This is a genomic window from Nocardioides sp. CER19 (genome assembly GCF_029846275.1).
Lineage (GTDB): Bacteria > Actinomycetota > Actinomycetes > Propionibacteriales > Nocardioidaceae > Nocardioides.
Map to the genome: position 1 here is coordinate 544,309 of NZ_JARVWS010000004.1, position 19,709 is coordinate 564,017.

The following is a 19,709-nucleotide window of genomic DNA, read 5'->3' on the forward strand; positions in this document are numbered from 1 at the left end:
CAGTCGTACCCCAAGACACGGAGGTCACATGCCGACGGTTCAGATCCGCCCGGCCGACGCGGTGACGTCGGTCCGACTGGGCCTCGCCTGCCTGGTCGCGGTGCTCGTCGCCCGCTCCTTCCTCGCACCTGCGAACGTGGGCCTGATCGTGGTGGTGGCCTCCGTGGCCTTGGCGCTCGACGCCGTCGACGGCGAGGTCGCCCGCCGGACCCGCACCTGCACCCGGTGGGGAGCGCGCTACGACATGGAGGTCGACGCGTTCCTGCTGCTCGGGCTCAGCGTGTACGTCGCCTCGACCGTCGCGTGGTGGGCCGTGCTCATCGGGCTCGCGCGCTACCTGCTGCTCGTCGCCGGCTGGTGCTGGCCGTGGCTGCGTGCTGAGACGCCCCCACGTCGCTGGGCGAAGGTCGTCGCGGCGATCCAGGGCATCGTGCTCACCGCCGTCGCCGCCGACGTCCTGCCGCCCGGGGTCGCCCTCGTCGCGCTCGCCGTGTCCCTCGCGCTCCTCGTCGAGTCCTTCGGCCACCAGGTGCGCCAGCTGTGGCGGGCCCGGCCGGCCGAGCGGAAGCCGGCGGCGGCGGTCACCGTCGCGGCGGTCCTGGTCGTGTGGCTGGCGCTCGTCGCGCCCGACCGGCTCGACGGCCTCTCCCCGCACGCGTTCCTGCGGGTCCCGGTCGAGCTCCTGGTCCTCGTCCTGCTCGCGGTCGTCCTGCCGGCGGTCGTGCGCCGACCGCTGGACGTCGTCCTCGGCGTCGCGCTCACCCTCCTGGTGCTCGTCAGGGCCCTCGACGTCGGCTTCTACGCCGTGCTCGACCGGCGCTTCGACCTGCTCAACGACTCCTACTACCTCGCGCCCGCGATCGGGGTCGTCCGTGACTCCAGCGGTACGCCGGCCGCCGTCGGCGTCGTCGTGGCGGCGGTGCTGCTGCTCGCGGCGGTGGCGGCGCTGCTGATCGGCGCGGTCTCCCGGATCGCGTCGGCCGCGGCCCGCCACCGGCGGGTCGGCACGTCGCTGGTCGCGGCACTCGGGATCGTGGGCGCGTTCTCCGCAGCCGCCGGCGCCGGGCTCGCGACCGCGCAGACCTCGCAGCTCGCCGCCAGCCAGGTCGGCGGGGTCAGGAGCGACCTGGCGGACCGGCAGGTGTTCTCGCAGCAGATCGCCACCGAGGAGCAGCAGCCGGCCGGGCTGCTCGACAGGCTGCGCGGCAAGGACGTGCTCCTCGTCTTCGTCGAGAGCTATGGCCGGGTCGCCGTGCAGGGGACGTCGTACTCCCCCGGGGTCGACACCGTCCTCGACCGCGGCACGTCCCAGCTCCGCGACGCCGGGTACGGAGCGCGCAGCGCGTTCCTCACCTCACCGACCTTCGGCGCGGCGAGCTGGCTCGCGCACTCGACGATGCAGTCAGGACTGTGGGTCGACAGCCAGCAGCGCTACGACCAGCTGCTCACCTCCCGTCGCGACACCCTGACGTCCTCGTTCGAGCAGGCCGGTTGGCGCACCGTCTTCGACGTGCCTGCGGTGACGAAGGACTGGGCAGACGGCCGGCGCTTCTACGGGTTCGACAAGCTCTACGACGCCCACGACGTGGGCTACCGGGGACCACGGTTCAGCTATGCGACCATGCCTGACCAGTTCACCCTCGCCGCGCTGCAGCGCAACGAGCTCACGCCCGGCTCACGCCGGCCGGTGATGGCCGAGATCGACCTCGTCTCCAGCCACCACCCGTGGGCGCCGCTGCCGCGGCTCGTCCCGTGGGCCTCGGTGGGTGACGGCTCGGTGTTCGACGGGATGCCTGCCCAGGGCGACTCCCCCGACCAGGTCTTCCGCGACCCCGACAAGGTCCGCGCCGCCTACGGGCAGTCGATCGAGTACAGCTGGCAGTCCCTCGTCTCCTGGCTGACCCGCCACCCCGACCCGAACCTCGTCCTGGTGGTGCTCGGCGACCACCAGCCGCACAGCTACGTGACCGGGTCCCGCCCCGGTCACGACGTGCCGGTCAGCGTCATCGCGCAGGACCCGCGGGTGCTCGCGTCGATCGACGACTGGCACTGGCAGGACGGGCTGCACCCGTCCCCGGAGGCGCCCGTCTGGCGGATGGACGCGTTCCGCGACCGGTTCCTCGCCGCCTACAGCGGTGACCCCATCGAACGGAGAGAACCATGAGGATCCGCATCATCGCAGCGCTCGCCGTGCTCGTCTCGGCGTTCGTCCACCTACGGCTCTGGGCCGACGGCGTCAAGCACGAGCACATGGTCGGACCGGCGTTCATGGTCAACGCCGTGGCCGGCGTCGTCATCGCGGTGCTGCTGCTCGCGTGGCGGCACAGCTGGGTGCCGCTGTTCCTGGCGCTCGGCTTCGGCGCGTCCACCATGGGCGCATTCATCATCTCGGCGACCGCGGGCCTCTACGGCGTGCACGAGCACTGGCAGGGCGGCTACGTGTGGGCCGCGTTCATCGCCGAGGCGGTCGCGATCGTCACGGGCGCGGTCGGCCTGCTCACCGAGGGCTACGTCACGACCGACCGACGTACGCCGGCCCCGCACTCGCGCGCGCTGTGAGGCCCTAGACCTCGGTCGCGGCCAGCTGCCCGCAGGCGCCGTCGATCTCCCGACCGCGGGTGTCGCGGACGGTGGTCGGGATGCCCTTCGCCTCGAGCCGGCGCACGAACTCGCGCTCGTCGGCCGGGTCGGAGGCCGTCCACTTGGAGCCGGGCGTCGGGTTGAGCGGGATCAGGTTGACGTGCACCCAGCCCCAGTCACCGTAGGAGTTGAGGACGTCGGCCAGCAGGTCGGCCCGCCAGGCCTGGTCGTTGATGTCGCGCATCATGGCGTACTCGATCGACACCCGGCGCTTGGTGGTGCGGGCGTACTCCCACGCCGCCTCGACCGTCTCGGCCACGCTGAAGCGGGTGTTGATCGGCACCAGCTCGTTGCGCAGCTCGTCGTCGGGCGCGTGCAGGCTGAGCGCCAGCGTGACGGGGATGCCCTCGGTCGCGAGCTGCTTGATCCGCGGCACCAGGCCGACCGTCGAGACGGTCACGTGACGGGCGCTGAGGCCGAGCCCGTCCGGTGTGGGAGACGTCAGCCGGCGTACGGCTCCGATGACGGCCTTCCAGTTGGCCAACGGCTCGCCCATGCCCATGAACACCACGTTGGAGAGCCGGCCGCGGCCGCCGGGCACCTCGCCCGACGCCATCGCGCGGGCGCCGACGACGACCTGGTGCACGATCTCGGCGGTCGACATGTTCCGCTGCAGGCCGCCCTGGCCGGTGGCACAGAACGGGCAGGCCATGCCGCAGCCGGCCTGGGAGGAGATGCAGATGGTGGCGCGGTCCGTGTAGCGCATCAGCACCGACTCGACGAGCGCGCCGTCGAACAGCTTCCACAGTGTCTTGCGGGTGGTCCCGCCGTCGGCCTCGAGCGTCCGGATCGGCGTCATCAGGTCAGGCAGGAAGGTGCCGACGAGCTCCTCCCGCTGGGCGGCGGGCAGGTCGGTCATCTCGGCCGGGTCGTGCACGAGCCGCTCGAAGTAGTGCACCGACATCTGCTTGGCCCGGAAGCCCGGCAGACCGGCCTGCTTGGCGGCCTCGACCCGCTCGGCGAGCGTGAGGTCGGCAAGGTGCCGCGGCGGCTTGGCGCGGCCGCGCGGGGCGTCGAAGACGAGGGGAAGGGGCTTCGGCTCGGACATGAGGGTCCCAGTGTCCCACCCGAGGGGTCGGTTCCCCGAAACGAGCGACGGCCCCGGGGTCCGGTCCCCCGGGGCCGTTCGCGTCAGTGGCGGTGACGTCCTCCCCCGTGGCCCCTGTCGAGGCCGCTGCCGCTGAGCGCCCCCTTGATCGTGTTGAACATGTCGGTCTGGTCGGACAGGCCGACCACGTTGGCCGCACCCGGGCCGTAGCCGGCCAGCCGCAGCTGGGTCCCGGTGTGCTGCTGGGAGCCGTTGAGCTGCGCGGTGCCGTAGGCGACGGTCATGGTCGTGCCGTCGTGCGTGAGCAGGTTGTAGGTGCCCGCCAGCGGGATCGTGCTCGGGGAAGCCGCGCTGATGTCAGCGGCGTTGATGATCTGGCTGGTGTGGGCGTGGTCGGCCGTCACGAGCACGAGCGTGTCGCCGTGCTTCTTCGCGAACTCCATGCCGACCTGGACGGCCTCGTCGAGGTCCTGGGTCTCGCCGATCTGGCCGCAGGCGTTGGCCGCGTGGTCCTGCTTGTCGATCGAGGCGCCCTCGACCTGGAGGAAGAAGCCCTTCTTGTTGTCGAGGAGCTTGATGGCCTTGTCGGTCATGTCCGCCAGCGTCGGCTGGGTCCCCGGCCAGGTGACCGCCGAGCCGTCGGGCGCGGTGTCGTTGGTCCGGCAGGTGGCGGCGGGCTTCGAGTAGCCGGTCGCCGTGGCGGGCGTGGCCTTGTAGCGCGTCTGCATGTTGCCCGACGCGAACAGGCCGAGGAGGGGCTTGCGCTGGTCGGCCGACCGTACGCCGGTCAGGGTGCCCTTGTCCTCCACCACCTGGAACCCGCTGTCCTCGGCGTTCTGGAGCACCGACCGGCCGTTGCCGGCGACCGCGTCGAACCAGCCGCGACCGCCGCCGAGGGTGACGTCGGGACGCGCCGCGAGGAGCTGCTCCTCGATGGACGTCTGGCCCGGGCAGTTGGTCGTGTCCTTCTTCTGGGATCGGCCGTCGACCGTGACGGTCTGGCCGGCGGGGGTGTAGCACCCGCGGTCGGCGACGTGGGCGTACTGCACCGCCGGGGTGGCGTCCTGGATCTCCGCCGTGGTGACGTCGCCCGTCTTCAGGCCGCGCGTCTTCGCCCACTCCAGCAGGGTCTGGTGGGTCGTCGTACCGTCCAGCCCGACGCTGATGGCGCCGTTGTAGCTCTTGACGCCGGTGGCCCAACCGGTGCCGGAAGCGGCCGAGTCGGTGACGTAGTCGGGCTTGCCGGTGTCGTCGCCCGGCGAGAGCGGGTCGTCCTTCTTGTGCAGCGCGTACGTCGTGTACTGGCCGGTGAGCGGGAGGCTGTCGATGCCCTTGAGGGTGCCGGCGGCACCGGCGAGGTAGTTGCGGGCGATGGTGATCTCGGAGTCACCCATGCCGTCACCGATGAAGAGGATGACGTTCTTCGCCTTGCCGTACTTGATCTGGGCGTCGACCTCGGCGGTCTGGTCGCCGTGGTGGCGGTTGGTGCCACCTGGCGCGGTGAGGTTGGCGGCGTACGCGGCTCCGGTGCTGGCGACAGCGAGAGCGGCAACGCCGGCGAGCACGCGGAGACGGCGCGGGCTGGCGAGGTTGCGGGGCATCGTGGCTTCTTTCACTCGGGTCCCGGGACGGTCCCAGGCACACCTGAAACTAAGAACCCCGGCGCGCCGGCTGCCCCCTCGCGTCGTTAACCGCAGGTGAACAGGCACCGACCAGTCGTCGCGGCGTCCCCCACCTGGGGGAACGAGGAAAGCGGGCCCCGGAGCCGTCGGCTCCGGGGCCCGCGTGCGCAGAGCGCAGGTGTCACTTGACCTTCTTGACCCCGCTGGTCTTGACGAGCGAGGACGGGACGGCGCCGGCGAGCGAGCCGGTCACGCGGACGGAGACCTTCTTGCCCTTGAGCTTCTTGGTCAGCTTCAGCGACGTGCCGGTGGCACCCTTGATCGGCTTGCCGTCGGCCAGCCACTGGTAGGTCAGCTTCGTGCCCGCGGTCCAGTGACCCGCTGTGACGGTGAGTCGCTTGCCGACGCGCGCCGTGCCGTTGACCTTGGGCGCGGCGCCGACGAGGTGCACGGTCGGCTTCGTCGGCGGCTTCACGACCGGGACGTCGGCCTGGCTGCGGTAGATGTGGACCTGGTCGACCAGCGAGCCGATGGGGGCCGGCGTGCCGGCGAGGTTCGGGCCGATGCCGGTGACGTTGCCGCGCTGGACGGCCGCGTTCGGGCTGTCGCCGTCGCCGGACCGGACGTTCTTGACCGTGAGGCCCTTGTCGGTGACGCTCACCTCGATGTAGGTCGGGACGTGCTCCTGGTTCTCGACCGAGTTCGCCCAGTGACGCGTGTGCCCCTTGGTCTCGGGTCCGCCCTTGAGGGTGTCGGCGCCGTAGCCGCCCTTGGTCGCGTCCGGCTCCGTCAGGTCGTAGAACTTCGACCCCGAGGCCGAGTTGGCGGTCACGTAGATGACGCCGCCCGGACCCTCGACGACGGTGGTCTGGCCGGGCTGCTCGGCGGCGTTCGCCTTCGCACCGCTCGGGGACTCCGCCGAACCCTTGATCGCGTAGGAGCGCGAGTAGGAGTGGTCGTGGCCCTGCAGGACCAGGTCGACGCCCAGGTCCGAGAACGACTTCGTGAAGTCGGTGCGGCGCTGGATGTTGTCAGTGTCGTTGGCGTGGTCGGCCGGCGAGTAGATCGCGTGGTGGTAGACCAGCACGACGTGCTTGATGTCCGGGTCGGCCGCCTTCTGCCGGGTGATCGTGTTCCGCACGAACTCGACGTGGGCCGGGTCCGAGTTGGTGGTCGCGGAGTAGGCGTTCGAGTTGAGGTCGATGAACAGGACGCCCTTGTAGGTGAAGAAGTAGTCGCCTCCGGAGACGGCATCCGCCGCCGGGCCCTTCTTCGCGGCGTTGGTGTAGAGCGGGTCGCTGCGGTCGATCGTCGACGGCAGCGCGAAGTGCTGCTCGTAGGCGTAGCCGGACACGTCGTGGTTGCCGATCGTCGCCGCCCACGGGATGGAGCGGAGCTCGGACGGACGGAGGAACTGGGTCCACTCGGTCTCGTTGTTGGCCGTGTTGACCTGGTCGCCACCGGAGACGTAGAGCTCGGCCTTCGGGCTGTGGATCTTCGTCTGGTCCAGGGTGTACTGCCAGCCGTCGCCGTCGAGGACGGGGTCGCCGGACGAGCCGATCTGCGGGTCGCCGAAGAACAGGAACTGGTAGCCGCCGTTGCCGAACGTGCCGGTCTTGAAGGTGTAGTACGCCGACTTGGCGCCGTCGGCCGTCTTGATCCGGTAGTAGTACTTGGTGCTGGGCTGCAGACCCGTGAGGGTCGCCTTGCCGTTCGCGCTGGTCAGCGCGTTGCCGGTCGCGGCGTCGCTGGTCACGTTGGACGCGACCGTCGCGTCGAACGTCTTCGTCGTCGCGAAGTCGCTGGTCGTCGACAGCTCGACGGTCGCACCGGTGGGCGTGGCCGAGGAGTACCAGGCCACGGTGCGCGCCGTCTCGTCGGCGCCGACGCCGAGAACGACACCGCTGAACGTGGTCGGGTCGGCGCCGTTGGCGCCCGTCACGACGACGGTGCCCGCGAGGGCGGCGGCCGTCAGCGAGACGGTCGCGATGCCGGCGGCAGCGCGCCGGCGGGTGTTGAGCAGCTTCATCGAAGCGATTCCCTTTCGGATCCGAGGGAAGAGTGGGACAGGACGGCTCACCGTTTCGGCACCCGGTGACGCACCGGTGAACGGGACGCGTTCACTCAGGTGCCACTCAGGGAACGCTCAGCCCGCGGCGACCCGCTGGACGAACCAGACCAGGCCGAACACGGTCACCACCGCGGCGATCCCGCCGGTCACCACCACGCTGGGAATCGCCGACTTGTGGCGCCGCAGGAGGGCCAGCATGGGGAACAGGGCCACGATGAGGCCGAGCTGCACGGCCTCGATGCCGAGGTTGAACACGAGCAGCGACCACAGGAGCGTCCACGACCACGCCTGCTGGATGCCGAGAGCACCGGCGAAGCCGAGACCGTGGATCAGGCCGAAGCAGAAGACGACGGCCAGCCGGGTCCAGCCCGCGCGGTCGAGGGCGAAGTGGCTCCTGCTTGTGGTGTCGAGGTCGATCGCATGACCGCGCTTGAGCCACAGCCGCAGGAGGTGCCACCCGGCGACGAACGCGATCGACAGCGCGATGATCGGCTCGACGACGCGTGCCGGGACGGTGACGAGGCCGAGCGCGGCGAAGAGCAGCGTCACGGAGTGGGCCAGGGTGAAGGTCGTCGCGGCCAGGACGATCTCGCGGAGGCGCCGGGACCCGGCGATGAGGGCGACGAGGAAGAGGATGTGGTCGATCCCGGTGAGGAGGTGCTCGCAGCCGAGCTTGAAGAACTCCCAGAACCGCTCCGCGGTCGACTGGTCGGTCGAGAAGGACGTCCGTGAGCCGTCGAGGGCCGCGCTGCCGTCCACGAAGTCGAGGTCGTAGGTGGCGATGGTCTTCGTGCCTGTCACGTAGCCTTCGTCGTCGGGGAAGAGCGTGCTGTGGATCTCGTGCGCGCGGGCGGCATCGCTGCAGCGGTAGTCGAGGACGACGTGCGCATAGGGGACGTCACGCAGCTCGACCGTGAAGTCCCCGTCCGGGGTCGGCGTACAGGCGGCGCCGTCACTGCTCACCCCGAAGCGCTTCTCGACGTAGGACAGCACCGAGTCGGCGTGGTCGTTGATCGCCTTCGCCTGGCCCGCGAGGTCGGCCGCATCCCACGCGGGCTGTCCCTCCTTGACGAGGGGATCGTCGCGCTCGGCGTCCGCGACCGAGTAGAGCAGCAGGTCGTACTCGAGACCGAGGTCCACGCGGACGTGGCCCATCGCGGGTGCCGTGACGTCGGCGTACACGACGGACGAGAACCCGTGCGCGTCGGCCCGCGAGAGCGGAAGAGCGAGGAACAGCAGGACGGCGAGCGGCGCGAGGAGCGCGGGGATCTTTCGCATGGCAGTGCGGAGGGTGTCGGCAGCGGGTGAACGAACGGGGACGTCTCGGCGAACTCCTCCGGAAAGCCGTCGACCGCGTTGGAACGGCTCGACCCGGTCGGGTAGACAGAGCGCCGCAGATCCCATCTCCGGAGAGGCCGTTCAGTGCTCCCCCGCGTTTCCGGCTGCGTCGTCGCAGCCGCCGTCCTCGCCCTCGCGACGGCCTGCTCGTCGTCGTCCGCCGACGAGCAGGACGCACCCCCGCCGAGCCCGTCTCCGTCGATCGTCGGCGCCGACGGCGGCCCGGTGCGGCCGGCGGAGGGCACCGGCACTCTCGGTCCCGGCTTCGTGACGCCGACCGCGCCACCGCCCCCCGGCGGCACCATGACGCCGAGCCCCGACTCGTGGTCGAGCGTGCAGGTTCCGGACGGCTACACGGCTGCCCTCCTCTCGACCGACGACTCCCCCGCCGCTCGCCACCTCGCCACGGCGGTGAAGGCGTGGGCGGCCGCCCACCACGTCGGACTCGCGCTCGTGCCCGCCCACGACCCGGGGAGCTATGTGGCGGCGATCCAGAAGGCGATCGACCTGCACCCCGACCTCGTCATCAGCGCCGGCGACGCGCTCGCGGACCCGCTGGCGCTCGTGACCGCGAGCTGGACCCAGCAGAAGTTCCTGCTCCTCGGCGCGGAGCTGGCGGAGCCGACCTACAACGTCACGGCTGCGGTCTGGAAGGGGACGGCGGCGCGCGGAGGTGGTTCGGGAAGCGCGCGCGCCGACGTCTCGACCTTCACCGTCGAGCGGGCTCGTCGGGCCCTCGACGCCGGCGTCGCCGCGGTGCTCCGCGGCTACGCGGGGTACGTCGTCCAGGTCGACTGAGCGCGGCTCAGGCGGTCGAGGTCAGGATCCACACGACCAGCGCGCCGACGCCCACCACCACGAGGGCGGTCGCGACCATGCCGAGCACGAAGTAGAGCCCGAAGCGCCGGCTCTGCCGACGGGCCACCAGCACGATCGGCACCACGAGGGCGACCAGGACGACCGGGAAGAGGTCGGTCACCGTGTGCTGGGCGAGGAAGGACTCCAGCAGCGCGGCGAAGAGACCCGGGACGACCAGCGTGAAGGCCAGCCCCGAGAAGAACCCGGACAGCGGCGTGAACACCGGATGGTCGCGATGCCACCAGTCAGGACCGTCGTTCTCGGACATGTCCATCCCGCCTTCGACGGCGGTGTTCGGTCGGAGCTGGATCATCAGACCCCCTCACATCGAGGATGTGCCCCTCGACCATAACGCCGCCGTCGCGCCGGATGAGGGACATCCGCTCCGCGGACACCCGGGGCCGCCTAGAAGACGGCGTAGTGCAGCAGCAGCCAGATCGGGGCGATCGTGGCGAGCAGCGAGTCCAGCCGGTCCATCAGGCCGCCGTGTCCGGGAATGACCTGGCTCATGTCCTTGACCCCGAGGTCGCGCTTCATGACGGACTCGCAGAGGTCGCCGAGGGTGGCCATCACGACCGCGATCAGACCGAGGGCGACGCCGATCCACCAGTCGGCGTCGAAGAGGAAGACGACCAGCAGCACGCCGGCGACGATCGTGAACAGGGTCGAGCCTGCGAAGCCCTCCCAGGACTTCTTCGGCGAGATGACCGGGGCCATCGGGTGCCGGCCGAAGAGCACGCCCGCGACGTACCCGCCGATGTCGGAGGCGATCGTGACCAGGACGAACGTGATGATGCCCTTCACGCCGTCGTCGATCCCGGTCTCGTCCCAGGTGCCGCCCTCGGCGAGCATCAGCGCGACGAAGGACCCGAGGAACGGTACGTAGACCAGGGTGAAGACCGACGCCGTCGCGGTCTTGACGTAGCCGTCGACGCCGCGGCGCAGCAGCCAGAGCATGGTGACGAGCGCTGCGACCGCCGTGGCCGTCACGAGCGCGTCGGCGCCCCACGCGTACGCGACGACGACCATCACGACGCCGCCGATCATCAGCGGCTGCTCGGGCAGGTCGATGTCCTTGGCCAGGAGTCCCTTGCGCAACTCCCACGTGGCGACCACGACGGCGGCCGCCACGATGAGGATGAACAGGCTCTTCCAGATGAAGAGCGAGAGCGCGACGGCGGCGAGCAGGACGACGGCGGACGTGATCGCCGCCTTGAGGTCCCGCCCGGCGCGGCCGTGGTCCTTTGCTCCCCCGGCAGGGGGCCCGCCCTTCCCGGGCGGGTCGGAGGCGGGAGCCGGCACAGACATGTCGGTCATCGTGGGGACTCCGGTGCTCGAGGTCAGACCTCGAGCAGCTCGGCCTCCTTGTGCTTGAGCAGGTCGTCGATGGCGTCGGTGTGCTTCTTGGTCATCCCGTCGAGCCGCTTCTCGGCACCGGTGAGGTCGTCCTTGCCGATCTCGCCGTCCTTCTCGAGCTTCTCGAGGGCCTGCTTGGCCTTCTGACGGACCTGCCGGACCGCGACGCGGCCACCCTCGGCCTTCTCGCGTGCCTGCTTGATGTACTCCTTGCGGCGCTCCTCGGTCAGCTCCGGGAACACGGCGCGGAGCACGCGGCCGTCGTTGGACGGGTTCACGCCGAGGTCGCTGTCGCGGATCGCCTTCTCGATGTTCGGCATGGCCGAGGCGTCGAACGGGGCGATCACGATGATGCGCGGCTCCGGGCTGGTGAAGGTGGCCAGCTGCTGGATCGGCGTGGGCGTCCCGTAGTACTCAACGGTCAGCTTGTTGAAGACCGCGGGCGTCACGCGGCCGGCGCGCAGGGTCGCGAAGTCCTCGCGGGTCGCCTCGACCGACTTGTTCATCTTGTCGTCGGCCTCGTTGAGGGTGTCGTTGATCACCGGTGCTCCTTCGTTGAGATCTTCGCTGGCCGCGGGGACGTCAGCCTGCGCTGACCAGGGTGCCAATCTTCTCACCCTGCACGACGCGCAGGATGTTGCCCTCGGGCTCCATGCCGAACACCACCATCGGCAGCTTGTTCTCGCCGCAGAGCGCGAACGCCGTCTGGTCCATGATCCGCAGGCCCTGGGCGATGGCCTCGCCGTAGGTCAGCTCGTCGTACTTGACGGCGGTCGGGTCCTTCTTCGGGTCCGCGGAGTAGACCCCGTCGACGCCGTTCTTGGCGACCAGGACGACGTCGCACTTGCTCTCCAGCGCGCGCTGCACGGCGACCGTGTCGGTCGAGAAGAACGGCAGCCCCATGCCGGCACCGAAGATGACGACACGACCCTTCTCGAGGTGCCGGATCGCGCGCCGCGGGATGTAGGGCTCGGCGACCTGGCCCATCGTGATGGCGGTCTGGACGCGGGTGTCGACGCCCATCTTCTCGAGGAAGTCCTGGAGCGCCAGGCAGTTCATGACGATGCCGAGCATGCCCATGTAGTCAGCGCGGGCGCGGTCCATGCCGCGGTTCTGCAGCTCCGCGCCTCGGAAGAAGTTGCCGCCCCCGGTGACGACGGCGACCTGCACGCCCGCTTGGACGACGGCCGCGATCTCCTTCGCGACGCCCTGGACGACATCGGGGTCGACCCCGACCTTGCCGCCGCCGAAGACCTCGCCCGAGAGCTTGAGGAGAACCCGCTTGTACCCCGTCACGCGGTGACCTTTCCGTGGTGGAACCGTTGCTGGACGCGCGAGGAGGCCGGCCCGATGAACAGTTGCTGTGTCATCGGGCCGGCCTCCTCGTCGTACGTCTGGTGAAACCTATCTGATCGCGAGGATCAGGCACCGACCTCGAACCGGGCGAACCGGGTCACGGTGGTGTTGGCGGCGTCGAGCACCTGCTTGACAGACTTCTTGGCCTCGAAGACCGACTCCTGGTCGAGGAGCACGATCTCCTTGAAGAAGGCGCCGATGCGACCCTCGACGATCTTGGCGACGGCAGCCTCCGGCTTGCCCTCCTCCAGCGTCTTCTTGGTCAGGACGTCCTTCTCGGCCGCGACGACGTCGGCCGGGACCTCGTCGCTGGTGAGGAACTGCGCCTTGAGAGCCGCAGCCTGCTGAGCAGCCTGCTTCGCCGCGGCCTCGTCGCCCTCGAACTCGACGAGCACGCCGAGGGTCGGGGGCAGGTCGGACGCCTTCTTGTGCAGGTAGACGGTCGTGTTGCCGTCGAAGTAGGCGACCTCGCCGAGCTCGATCTTCTCGCCGATGGTGCGGGCGAGCTCCTCGACGGTCTCGCCGACCGTCTTGTCGCCGAGCGAGACGGCCTTGAGGGCCTCCGCGTCGCCGACCTTGCTGGCGTTCGCGGCGTCCGCGATCGCCTGGGCGGCGTTGATGAACGCGTCGTTCTTGGCGACGAAGTCCGTCTCGGCCTTCAGGCTGATCAGCGCGTTGCCCGAGGCGGCGACGAGACCGGCGGACGCCTCACGCTCGGCGGCGCGGGCGGCGGCCTTGGCCGTACCCTTGACGCGGAGGATCTCGACGGCCTTGTCGAAGTCGCCGTCCGCCTCGTCGAGCGCCTTCTTGCAGTCCATCATGCCGGCCTGCGTCAGCTCACGGAGCTTCTTGACGTCGGCTGCGGTGTAAGCCATGTGTCTTCCTCTTGAAGTACGTCGGTGTGCGGGAGTGGGTCAGGCCTCGGCCGGAGCCTCGGTGCTGGCCTCGGCCGGAGCCTCGGTGCTGGCCTCGGTGGCCTCGGTGGCCTCGGTGTCAGCCTCGGCGGCCGGAGCCTCGGTGCTGGCCTCGGTGCTGGCCTCGGTGCTGGTCGCCTCGGCGGCCGGAGCCTCGGTGCTGGCCTCGGTGCTGGCCTCGGTGCTGGTCGCCTCGGCGGCCGGAGCCTCGGCGCCCTCGGCGCCCCCGAGGAGCTCGCGCTCCCACTCGGCCAGCGGCTCAGCCTGCTCGCTGCCCTCGGCGGCCTTGCCACCGGAGCGGGCGATGAGGCCCTCGGCCACGGCGTCGGCGACCACGCGGGTCAGCAGGCCGACGGCGCGGATGGCGTCGTCGTTGCCCGGGATCGGGAAGTCGACCTCGTCGGGGTCGCAGTTGGTGTCCAGGATGCCGATGACCGGGATCCTGAGCTTACGAGCCTCCTCGACGGCGAGGTGCTCCTTCTTCGTGTCGACGATCCAGACGGCGCTGGGCGTGCGACCGAGGTCGCGCAGACCACCGAGGGTCTTCTCCAGCTTGTCCTTCTCGCGCTTCATCTGGAGGAGCTCCTTCTTCGTGCGGCCGGAACCGGCCACGTCGTCGAAGTTGACCTCCTCGAGCTCCTTGAGGCGGTTGATCCGCTGGTGCACCGTCGAGAAGTTGGTGAGCATGCCGCCGAGCCAGCGCTGGTTGACGAAGGGCATGCCGACGCGGGTCGCCTGCTCCTGGATCGCCTCCTGCGCCTGCTTCTTGGTACCGACGAACAGGATGACGCCGCCCTTGGCGACGGTCTCCTTGATGAAGGCGTAGGAGCGGTCGATGTAGGCCAGCGACTGCTGCAGGTCGATGATGTAGATGCCGTTGCGCTCGGTCATGATGAAGCGCTTCATCTTCGGGTTCCAGCGACGGGTCTGGTGTCCGAAGTGGACGCCGCTCTCGAGGAGCTGGCGCATGGTCACGACTGCCATGATGGTTCTCTCCTTGTGGTGGGGCCGCGCTCCGTCGCACCCGTCCTTGCGTCTGTCGAGGACGGGCCGGAGGCGGCTCCGGTCGGTTTTCAGTTGCTGCCCGGTTCGTGTTCAGCCGGGCCCTGACGTCCACGCGCACCCCGACCCGATCGCTCGGGACTGAGGGACGCGCCCACGGGCGGTCGGCGCTCAGGAGTCGAGTGCCGTCGCGGTCTGTGGACGTGCGAAGTCAACCCATACGGGTTGCACGGTCAAGACTAGTCGGCTCACCCCTGCGGGGCGAATCTGCGCAGTGGGCCGGTTGTCGTCCACAAGCGGCCGGCGCGCGGTGGTTCTCCCCAGGTCGTACGGCGACCGATGCGGCCCGGCCCGCAGCCCGGGCATCGTCGGCGCATGAGGTCGTCCACCGCCGCCCCGACCCGGCTCCCCGGCTGGCAACTCGTCGTCGTCCTGCTGGTCGGTTCCCTGATGCTCGGCCCATCCCCGGCCAGCGCCACCGGGGAGTCGGATCCGGTCGGCGTGTGGCCCCTCTCCCCCGTTCCCGACGTGGTCCAGCGGTTCGACCCGCCCTCCGCCCCCTGGGGGCCGGGTCACCGAGGCGTGGACCTGCTGGGCCACGTCGGCCAGACCGTGCTCGCCGCGCTGCCCGGCCGCGTGACCTTCGCCGGCGCGCTGGCAGGGCGCGGCGTCGTCGTGGTCGACCACGGCCCGACGCGGACCACCTACGAGCCGGTCAGCGCCTCCGTCGGTGTCGGCGACCTCGTCGCGGCCGGTGCCCCGCTCGGCACCCTCACCTCGGTGCAGTCGCACTGCCTCCCGTCGGCCTGCCTGCACTGGGGGTGGATCCGCAACGTCGACGACGTCTACCTGGACCCACTGCGACTGGTCGGCGCGACGCCGGTCCGACTGCTGCCCCTCTGGCGCGACCGGCCCGCCGACGAGGGAGCGCGGTCGGCCGGACGCGCCCTCTCGCCGTACGCCGGGCCGCGGCCCCCGCTCCAGCTGCTGCGGTTCCCGCGAGGGCTGTAGCGCTGCGCCGCGCGTCGGACGTCCTGCGTCCGGGCCGCACGGGCGGCCACCGCGTCGGACGTCGGCTCAGGCCCGGGGGTGCGCCTGCTGGTAGGCGCGGCGCAGGCGGTCGGTGCTCACGTGTGTGTAGAGCTGGGTGGTCGCCAGGGAGGCGTGCCCGAGGAGCTCCTGCACGGAGCGCAGGTCGGCGCCGCCCTCGAGCAGGTGGGTCGCGGCGGTGTGCCGCAGCCCGTGGGGGCCGATGTCGGGGGCACCCGGGACGTCAGCGATGCGACGGTGCACGAGGGTGCGGACGGCCCGCTGGTCGATGCGGCGCCCACGTGCACCCAGGAAGAGCGCGGCGCCGGCGCCGTCCGCGACGAGAGCGGGTCGGCCGCGGACGAGCCAGGCGTCGAGCGCACGGGCAGCAGGGCCGCCGTAGGGCACCGTGCGCTCCTTGCGCCCCTTGCCGAAGACACGGAGCACGTGGCGGTCGCGGTCGACGTCGTCGATGTCGAGCCCGACGAGCTCGCCGACGCGGGTGCCGGTCGCGTAGAGAAGCTCGAGCATCGCCACGTCCCGCAGCCCGATCGGGCTGCCGTCGTCGGCCAGCTCGGCGGCTGACCGGATGAGCGCATCGGCCTCGTCGGCGCGGAGGACCGGGGGCAGCGTGCGGTGGGCCCGCGGCGACCCCAGGCTCGACCCGACGTCGCTCGCGGTCCGCCCGGTGCGGGCCAGCCATGCGGTGAAGACGCGGGCGGCGGTGGCCCGGCGCGCGATGGTGGTGCGGGCACGTCCGGTCGTCTGCTGCTTGGCGAGCCAGCTCCGCAGGGTGCGCAGGTCGAGCTGGTCGACCGATGTGATCCCGAGCCGATGGGCGTGGTCGAGCAGACCTTCGATGTCGCCGATGTAGGCGCGGACCGAGTGGGCGGTCAGGTCGCGCTCGGAGCGCAGGTGGCGCTCGTAGTCGGCCAACAGGCGCGCGAAGTCCTCGGGCAGGTCGGCGTCGTCCACCGTCCCAGGGTGGACGACGGCGTCGATCCGACCAGCGCGACACGCCCGCCGTCGGGTCAGGTCCGGGCGAAGGCGGTGATCCTCCACCCGGCGCCCGCCTTCTCGGCGAAGCCGTTGCGGGTGAGGTCCGCCAGGTGACGTGCCGTCTCCGCCGCCTCCATGCCCGCGATCCGGGCGATGGAGTCGAGGCCGGACGGGCGGCCGACCGGCAGTGCGTCGAGCACCTGGAGCTGTCGCACGCTGAGGTGGTCGCGCGGTCTCTCGGGTCCCCGGACGTCGACGGTGAGGTGGTCGCCGGCGGCTCCGACGGCTTCGAGCACCTCGGCCCCGCTGCTCACCAGCGTTGCGCCACGTCGGATCAGGAGATGGACTCCGGCTGACGTCAGAGCCGTGACCGGACCGGGCACGCCCATCACCTGGCGGCTCACGCCGTCGGCCCAGCCTGCGGTGTTGAGGGCGCCGCTGCGCGGGGCCGCCTCGACGACGACCGTGCCCCGAGTCAGCGCGGCGATGATGCGGTTGCGGGCGAGGAACCGCAGCTTCATCGGGGATGCGCCGGGAGGCGCCTCGGAGACGACCGCCCCGTGCTCGGCGAGGTGCTCGAGGAGCCGCTCGTGGGCGGCGGGGTAGATCCGGTCGGCGCCACACGCGAGGACGGCGACCGTCGGCCCGCCAGCGGCGACCGCGCCGCGGTGGGCGGCCTGGTCGACGCCGAAGGCGGCGCCGGACACGACTGCCCACCTGCTCTTCGCGAGCACGCCGCACATCTCCCGAGTCACGCTGGTGCCGTAGTCGGTGGCCGAGCGGGAGCCGACGACCGCGACGGAGTCGTCGAGCGAGTCCAGTGTCACCGGCCCGCGTACCCACAGCCCCAGCGGGACTCCACCGCGCCCCTCGACGATCTCGGGAGCGTGCTCCAGGTCGTCGAGCTGCGTCGGCCACTCGTCGTCGCCCGGGACGACGAAGCGCAGGCCATTCGTCTGCGCCCGCTCGAGGTCGCGGGCGGGGTCGACCGCGGCCAGTCGGGCCACCGCGTCCTTGCGGTTCCCATCGCGCGAGCCCGTGCGCAACAGGTCCTCTCGAACACTCACCGCTCCGCGGGCAGCAACGTCTCGCGCCAGGTCCGGGTCGGCGGGCTCGAACGCCATGGCGAGGGCGACCCTGGCGAGGCGCTCGGCCTCGGACGCGCTCATACGGCCTGCCTCAGGATCGCGTCCTGCAGCGGTTGACCCAGGCGCAGCCGCAGCGCGACGTCGAGCTCCTCCACCCCGGGCCGCTCGGTGCCCCACAGATCGGTGATCGTCCAGGCCATCCGATGGACCCGGGTCGCACCGCGCCGGGTCAGGCCACCGCCGAACAGCTGCTGGTCGAGCAGTCGCTCGGCGGTCTCGCTGAGCGGCCACTCGTGGCGCAGGATGGGCCCCGGGGCCTGGCCGTTGAGCCGCCACGACCGGCCGGCGTAGCGCTCGCGTTGACGCTCCCGTGCGAGAGCAACCCGCTGCCGCACGGTCGCCGACGTCTCCGGAGCCCGGGCCAGCGGGTCCCTGGCGTCGTCACCGGTCACCGGGCGGACGTGGCGCAGGATGTCGATCCGGTCGGCGATCGGGCCGGTGAACTTGGCACGGTAGGCGTTGCGTCGAGCGGGAGTGCAGATGCACCGGTCGCGACCGGCGTCGACGTCGAAGTCGCCGCACGGACACGGGTTCGCGGCGAGGACCACGATGCCCCGGGCGGGGAAGGTCGCCGACTCCTCACCGCGGGCGATGGTGACCTCGCCGCTCTCGAGGGGTTGGCGCAGTGCCTCGATGACGTCGGACTGGAACAACGGGAACTCGTCCAAGAACAGCACCCCGTTGTGCGCGCGGCTGATCTCCCCGGGGCGGACACGACCGGTGCCGCCGCCGAGCAGGCTCGCCTTGCTGGCGTCGTGGTGCGGCGCGAAGAACGGCGGACGCGACAGCATGGAGTCGGTCGGCTCCAGCGCGCCCGCCAGGGAGTGGATGGCCGTCAGCTCGAGCGACTCGTCGAGGGTGAGATCAGGCAGGATGCCGGGGATCCGCTCGGCGAGCGTTGTCTTTCCTGCGCCACGGGGCCCCGAGAGCATCAGGTGGTGGCCCCCGGCGGCGGCGACCTCCAGCCCGAAGCGGGCATCCTGCATGCCGAGCAGGTCGGCGAGATCCTGCTCGGCCATCCGCTCCTGGCCGCGCCACGCGAGCAGCCGGCTGCCCGACATGGGCGCGACGGGCGGAGCCTCGGGCACCTCCTCGCCGCGAAGCTCGCACAGCACCTGGGCGAGGGAGCGCACGCCGAAGACGGCGATCCCCGGGACCATGGCGGCCTCACGGCTCTGCGGCTCGGGAACGAAGACGCGCCTGATCCCTCGGGTCGAGGCGGCCAGCACCATCGGGAGGACCCCGGGCCCGCTGCGCAGGCCACCCGAGAGGGTCAGCTCGCCGATGAACAGCGTCCCGGCAAGCGCACCGACGGGCACGACGCCGATCGCTCCCATCGTGGCGACGGCGATGGCGAGGTCGAAGTGGGTCCCACTCTTCGGCAGGTCGGCCGGCGAGAGCAGGATCGTGACCCGGCGCGTGCTCGGCCACTCGGCGGTCCGCTCCTCCTCGTCACGGCTCCCGAGCCGCAGCCCGCTGTTGTTGACCGCCATGCGGCAGCGGTCGCGCGCCTCGTTGAGCGCGACGTCGGGGCGGCCGACGATGGTCGTGCCGACCATCCCACGCGACACGTCGACCTGAACGTCGATGAGGTGTCCGACCGCCCCCTGGAGAGCGACCGTGCTCGCCGTGGCGACGCCCATCAGAGGCCTTTCACGTGATCGACGACCGCCGCGCCGCGACCGGGCCGCAGCACGGCCACCAGGTCGATCCGGATCTCGGGCGGCCTGAGCCCACGGTCGTCCGCCCACCTCTCGACCAGCCGGCGGAGCCGCTCGAGCTTGTCGAGTCCGACCGCCTCGTGGGGCGTACCGCAGGTCGTTCCGCTCCTCGTCTTCACCTCGCACGCGACGAGGACGGACCCGTCGCGGAGGACGAGGTCGAGCTCGCCCTCGTCGCACCGCCAGTTGCGGTCGAGCAGGACCATCCCCTGCCCCGTCAGGTGCCGCTCCGCCACCGACTCGCCGTAGTACCCGAGCGCAGCGCGGGCTGCCGCTGTTGTCGCCATGTCGCTGACCTCCGAGCCGATCGCTGTCATAGGACGAGCATCGGGGCGCCTTCGGACAGCTGGGGCCTGGTGCTGTCGGCCTGTGGAGAAGGGCGCTCGATGGCGAGGCTGTGGACGCAAAGTGGCCCGGCAGGGTCCCAGGATCGCCGGTGTCCTCCTATGCTGCGGGCACGACCCGATCGGGAAGACACGCTTTTCACCGCGACCGGCCGCCGAGGTCCCGGGTCGTCGTAGTCACTCCGGCTCATTCCTCTAGCCCGTTGGAGTGAACTCGACCGCGTCTGCTATGCGGCGAGTCTGAGGCCCCCCTACGTTTTCCG

At 71.1% G+C, this 19,709-nt stretch carries 18 protein-coding genes; 4 read left to right on the forward strand and 14 right to left on the reverse strand.

Annotated features, from left to right (window positions below):
• The first annotated feature begins 28 nt into the window (after positions 1–28).
• Both QDS12_RS22115 and QDS12_RS22120 read left to right on the forward strand, forming a co-directional pair.
• Positions 29–2,164: a CDP-alcohol phosphatidyltransferase family protein gene (locus QDS12_RS22115; RefSeq protein ID WP_279883209.1), complete on the forward strand. Its 2,136-nt coding sequence runs from the start codon at positions 29–31 to the stop codon at positions 2,162–2,164.
• Positions 2,161–2,559: a hypothetical protein gene (locus QDS12_RS22120; protein ID WP_279883211.1), complete on the forward strand. Its 399-nt coding sequence runs from the start codon at positions 2,161–2,163 to the stop codon at positions 2,557–2,559. Before QDS12_RS22115 ends, QDS12_RS22120 begins: the two co-directional genes overlap by 4 nt.
• A 4-nt stretch (positions 2,560–2,563) precedes the next feature.
• Here QDS12_RS22120 and rlmN read toward each other — a convergent pair whose 3' ends face one another.
• The 4 genes from rlmN to QDS12_RS22140 all read right to left on the reverse strand — a co-directional run bounded on the left by rlmN (position 2,564) and on the right by QDS12_RS22140 (position 8,659).
• On the reverse strand, positions 2,564–3,688 hold the full coding sequence (rlmN, locus tag QDS12_RS22125) for a 23S rRNA (adenine(2503)-C(2))-methyltransferase RlmN (protein WP_279883213.1): 1,125 nt from the start codon (positions 3,686–3,688) through the stop codon (positions 2,564–2,566).
• Between the two features lie 83 nt (positions 3,689–3,771).
• Positions 3,772–5,289: an alkaline phosphatase gene (gene phoA, locus QDS12_RS22130; RefSeq protein WP_279883214.1), complete on the reverse strand. Its 1,518-nt coding sequence runs from the start codon at positions 5,287–5,289 to the stop codon at positions 3,772–3,774.
• Between the two features lie 202 nt (positions 5,290–5,491).
• Positions 5,492–7,339: a metallophosphoesterase family protein gene (locus tag QDS12_RS22135; RefSeq protein ID WP_279883216.1), complete on the reverse strand. Its 1,848-nt coding sequence runs from the start codon at positions 7,337–7,339 to the stop codon at positions 5,492–5,494.
• Positions 7,340–7,456: 117 nt separating this feature from the next.
• The gene (locus tag QDS12_RS22140; protein WP_279883218.1) at positions 7,457–8,659 is read right to left on the reverse strand and encodes a HupE/UreJ family protein; all 1,203 of its coding nucleotides are present in this window, start codon (positions 8,657–8,659) and stop codon (positions 7,457–7,459) included.
• A 144-nt stretch (positions 8,660–8,803) separates the two neighbouring features.
• On the opposite strand from QDS12_RS22140, the gene QDS12_RS22145 reads away from it, so the two are divergent.
• A complete protein-coding gene (locus QDS12_RS22145) occupies positions 8,804–9,517 on the forward strand; it encodes a hypothetical protein (RefSeq protein ID WP_279883220.1) in 714 nt (237 codons plus the stop codon).
• 7 nt (positions 9,518–9,524) lie between these two features.
• On the opposite strand, the gene QDS12_RS22150 is transcribed toward QDS12_RS22145, so the two are convergent.
• The 6 genes from QDS12_RS22150 to rpsB form a co-directional block, all read right to left on the reverse strand.
• Positions 9,525–9,890 (reverse strand): hypothetical protein, encoded by a 366-nt coding sequence (locus QDS12_RS22150; protein ID WP_279883222.1) that lies wholly within the window; start codon positions 9,888–9,890, stop codon positions 9,525–9,527.
• A gap of 92 nt (positions 9,891–9,982) precedes the next feature.
• Entirely contained in the window at positions 9,983–10,885 is a 903-nt protein-coding gene (locus tag QDS12_RS22155) for a phosphatidate cytidylyltransferase (RefSeq protein ID WP_279883224.1), read from the reverse strand.
• Between the two features lie 32 nt (positions 10,886–10,917).
• Entirely contained in the window at positions 10,918–11,472 is a 555-nt protein-coding gene (gene frr / locus QDS12_RS22160) for a ribosome recycling factor (protein WP_279883523.1), read from the reverse strand.
• Positions 11,473–11,515: 43 nt separating this feature from the next.
• Positions 11,516–12,229, reverse strand: a complete 714-nt coding sequence (gene pyrH, locus QDS12_RS22165; RefSeq protein WP_279883226.1) for a UMP kinase — start codon at positions 12,227–12,229, stop codon at positions 11,516–11,518.
• A 125-nt stretch (positions 12,230–12,354) separates the two neighbouring features.
• A complete protein-coding gene (tsf, locus tag QDS12_RS22170; RefSeq protein WP_279883228.1) occupies positions 12,355–13,164 on the reverse strand; it encodes a translation elongation factor Ts in 810 nt (269 codons plus the stop codon).
• Positions 13,165–13,203: 39 nt separating this feature from the next.
• Complete coding sequence (gene rpsB / locus QDS12_RS22175) at positions 13,204–14,187, reverse strand: 30S ribosomal protein S2 (protein ID WP_279883230.1); 984 nt, start codon at positions 14,185–14,187, stop codon at positions 13,204–13,206.
• A 393-nt stretch (positions 14,188–14,580) separates the two neighbouring features.
• On the opposite strand from rpsB, the gene QDS12_RS22180 reads away from it, so the two are divergent.
• A complete protein-coding gene (locus QDS12_RS22180; RefSeq protein WP_279883231.1) occupies positions 14,581–15,216 on the forward strand; it encodes a M23 family metallopeptidase in 636 nt (211 codons plus the stop codon).
• Between the two features lie 66 nt (positions 15,217–15,282).
• On the opposite strand, the gene QDS12_RS22185 is transcribed toward QDS12_RS22180, so the two are convergent.
• From QDS12_RS22185 to QDS12_RS22200, 4 genes are read right to left on the reverse strand one after another with little or no spacing between them, the layout of a single operon-like run.
• Complete coding sequence (locus tag QDS12_RS22185) at positions 15,283–16,209, reverse strand: tyrosine recombinase XerC (RefSeq protein WP_279883233.1); 927 nt, start codon at positions 16,207–16,209, stop codon at positions 15,283–15,285.
• 56 nt (positions 16,210–16,265) lie between these two features.
• The gene (gene dprA / locus QDS12_RS22190; RefSeq protein WP_279883235.1) at positions 16,266–17,402 is read right to left on the reverse strand and encodes a DNA-processing protein DprA; all 1,137 of its coding nucleotides are present in this window, start codon (positions 17,400–17,402) and stop codon (positions 16,266–16,268) included.
• Entirely contained in the window at positions 17,399–19,024 is a 1,626-nt protein-coding gene (locus QDS12_RS22195; protein WP_279883237.1) for a YifB family Mg chelatase-like AAA ATPase, read from the reverse strand. The genes dprA and QDS12_RS22195 overlap by 4 nt, the downstream gene beginning before the upstream one ends.
• Complete coding sequence (locus tag QDS12_RS22200; RefSeq protein WP_279883239.1) at positions 19,024–19,419, reverse strand: YraN family protein; 396 nt, start codon at positions 19,417–19,419, stop codon at positions 19,024–19,026. The genes QDS12_RS22195 and QDS12_RS22200 overlap by 1 nt, the downstream gene beginning before the upstream one ends.
• Positions 19,420–19,709: the final 290 nt, after the last annotated feature.

Bases quoted from the DNA above. Each gene is read 5' to 3' on its own strand.
- QDS12_RS22115 (WP_279883209.1), top strand. From the start codon at position 29: ATGCCGACGGTTCAGATCCGCCCGGCCGACGCGGTGACGTCGGTCCGA.
- QDS12_RS22120 (WP_279883211.1), top strand. From the start codon at position 2,161: ATGAGGATCCGCATCATCGCAGCGCTCGCCGTGCTCGTCTCGGCGTTC.
- rlmN (WP_279883213.1), bottom strand. From the start codon at position 3,688: ATGTCCGAGCCGAAGCCCCTTCCCCTCGTCTTCGACGCCCCGCGCGGC.
- phoA (WP_279883214.1), bottom strand. From the start codon at position 5,289: ATGCCCCGCAACCTCGCCAGCCCGCGCCGTCTCCGCGTGCTCGCCGGC.
- QDS12_RS22135 (WP_279883216.1), bottom strand. From the start codon at position 7,339: ATGAAGCTGCTCAACACCCGCCGGCGCGCTGCCGCCGGCATCGCGACC.
- QDS12_RS22140 (WP_279883218.1), bottom strand. From the start codon at position 8,659: ATGCGAAAGATCCCCGCGCTCCTCGCGCCGCTCGCCGTCCTGCTGTTC.
- QDS12_RS22150 (WP_279883222.1), bottom strand. From the start codon at position 9,890: ATGATCCAGCTCCGACCGAACACCGCCGTCGAAGGCGGGATGGACATG.
- QDS12_RS22155 (WP_279883224.1), bottom strand. From the start codon at position 10,885: ATGTCTGTGCCGGCTCCCGCCTCCGACCCGCCCGGGAAGGGCGGGCCC.
- tsf (WP_279883228.1), bottom strand. From the start codon at position 13,164: ATGGCTTACACCGCAGCCGACGTCAAGAAGCTCCGTGAGCTGACGCAG.
- rpsB (WP_279883230.1), bottom strand. From the start codon at position 14,187: ATGGCAGTCGTGACCATGCGCCAGCTCCTCGAGAGCGGCGTCCACTTC.
- QDS12_RS22180 (WP_279883231.1), top strand. From the start codon at position 14,581: ATGAGGTCGTCCACCGCCGCCCCGACCCGGCTCCCCGGCTGGCAACTC.
- dprA (WP_279883235.1), bottom strand. From the start codon at position 17,402: ATGAGCGCGTCCGAGGCCGAGCGCCTCGCCAGGGTCGCCCTCGCCATG.
- QDS12_RS22195 (WP_279883237.1), bottom strand. From the start codon at position 19,024: ATGGGCGTCGCCACGGCGAGCACGGTCGCTCTCCAGGGGGCGGTCGGA.
- QDS12_RS22200 (WP_279883239.1), bottom strand. From the start codon at position 19,419: ATGACAGCGATCGGCTCGGAGGTCAGCGACATGGCGACAACAGCGGCA.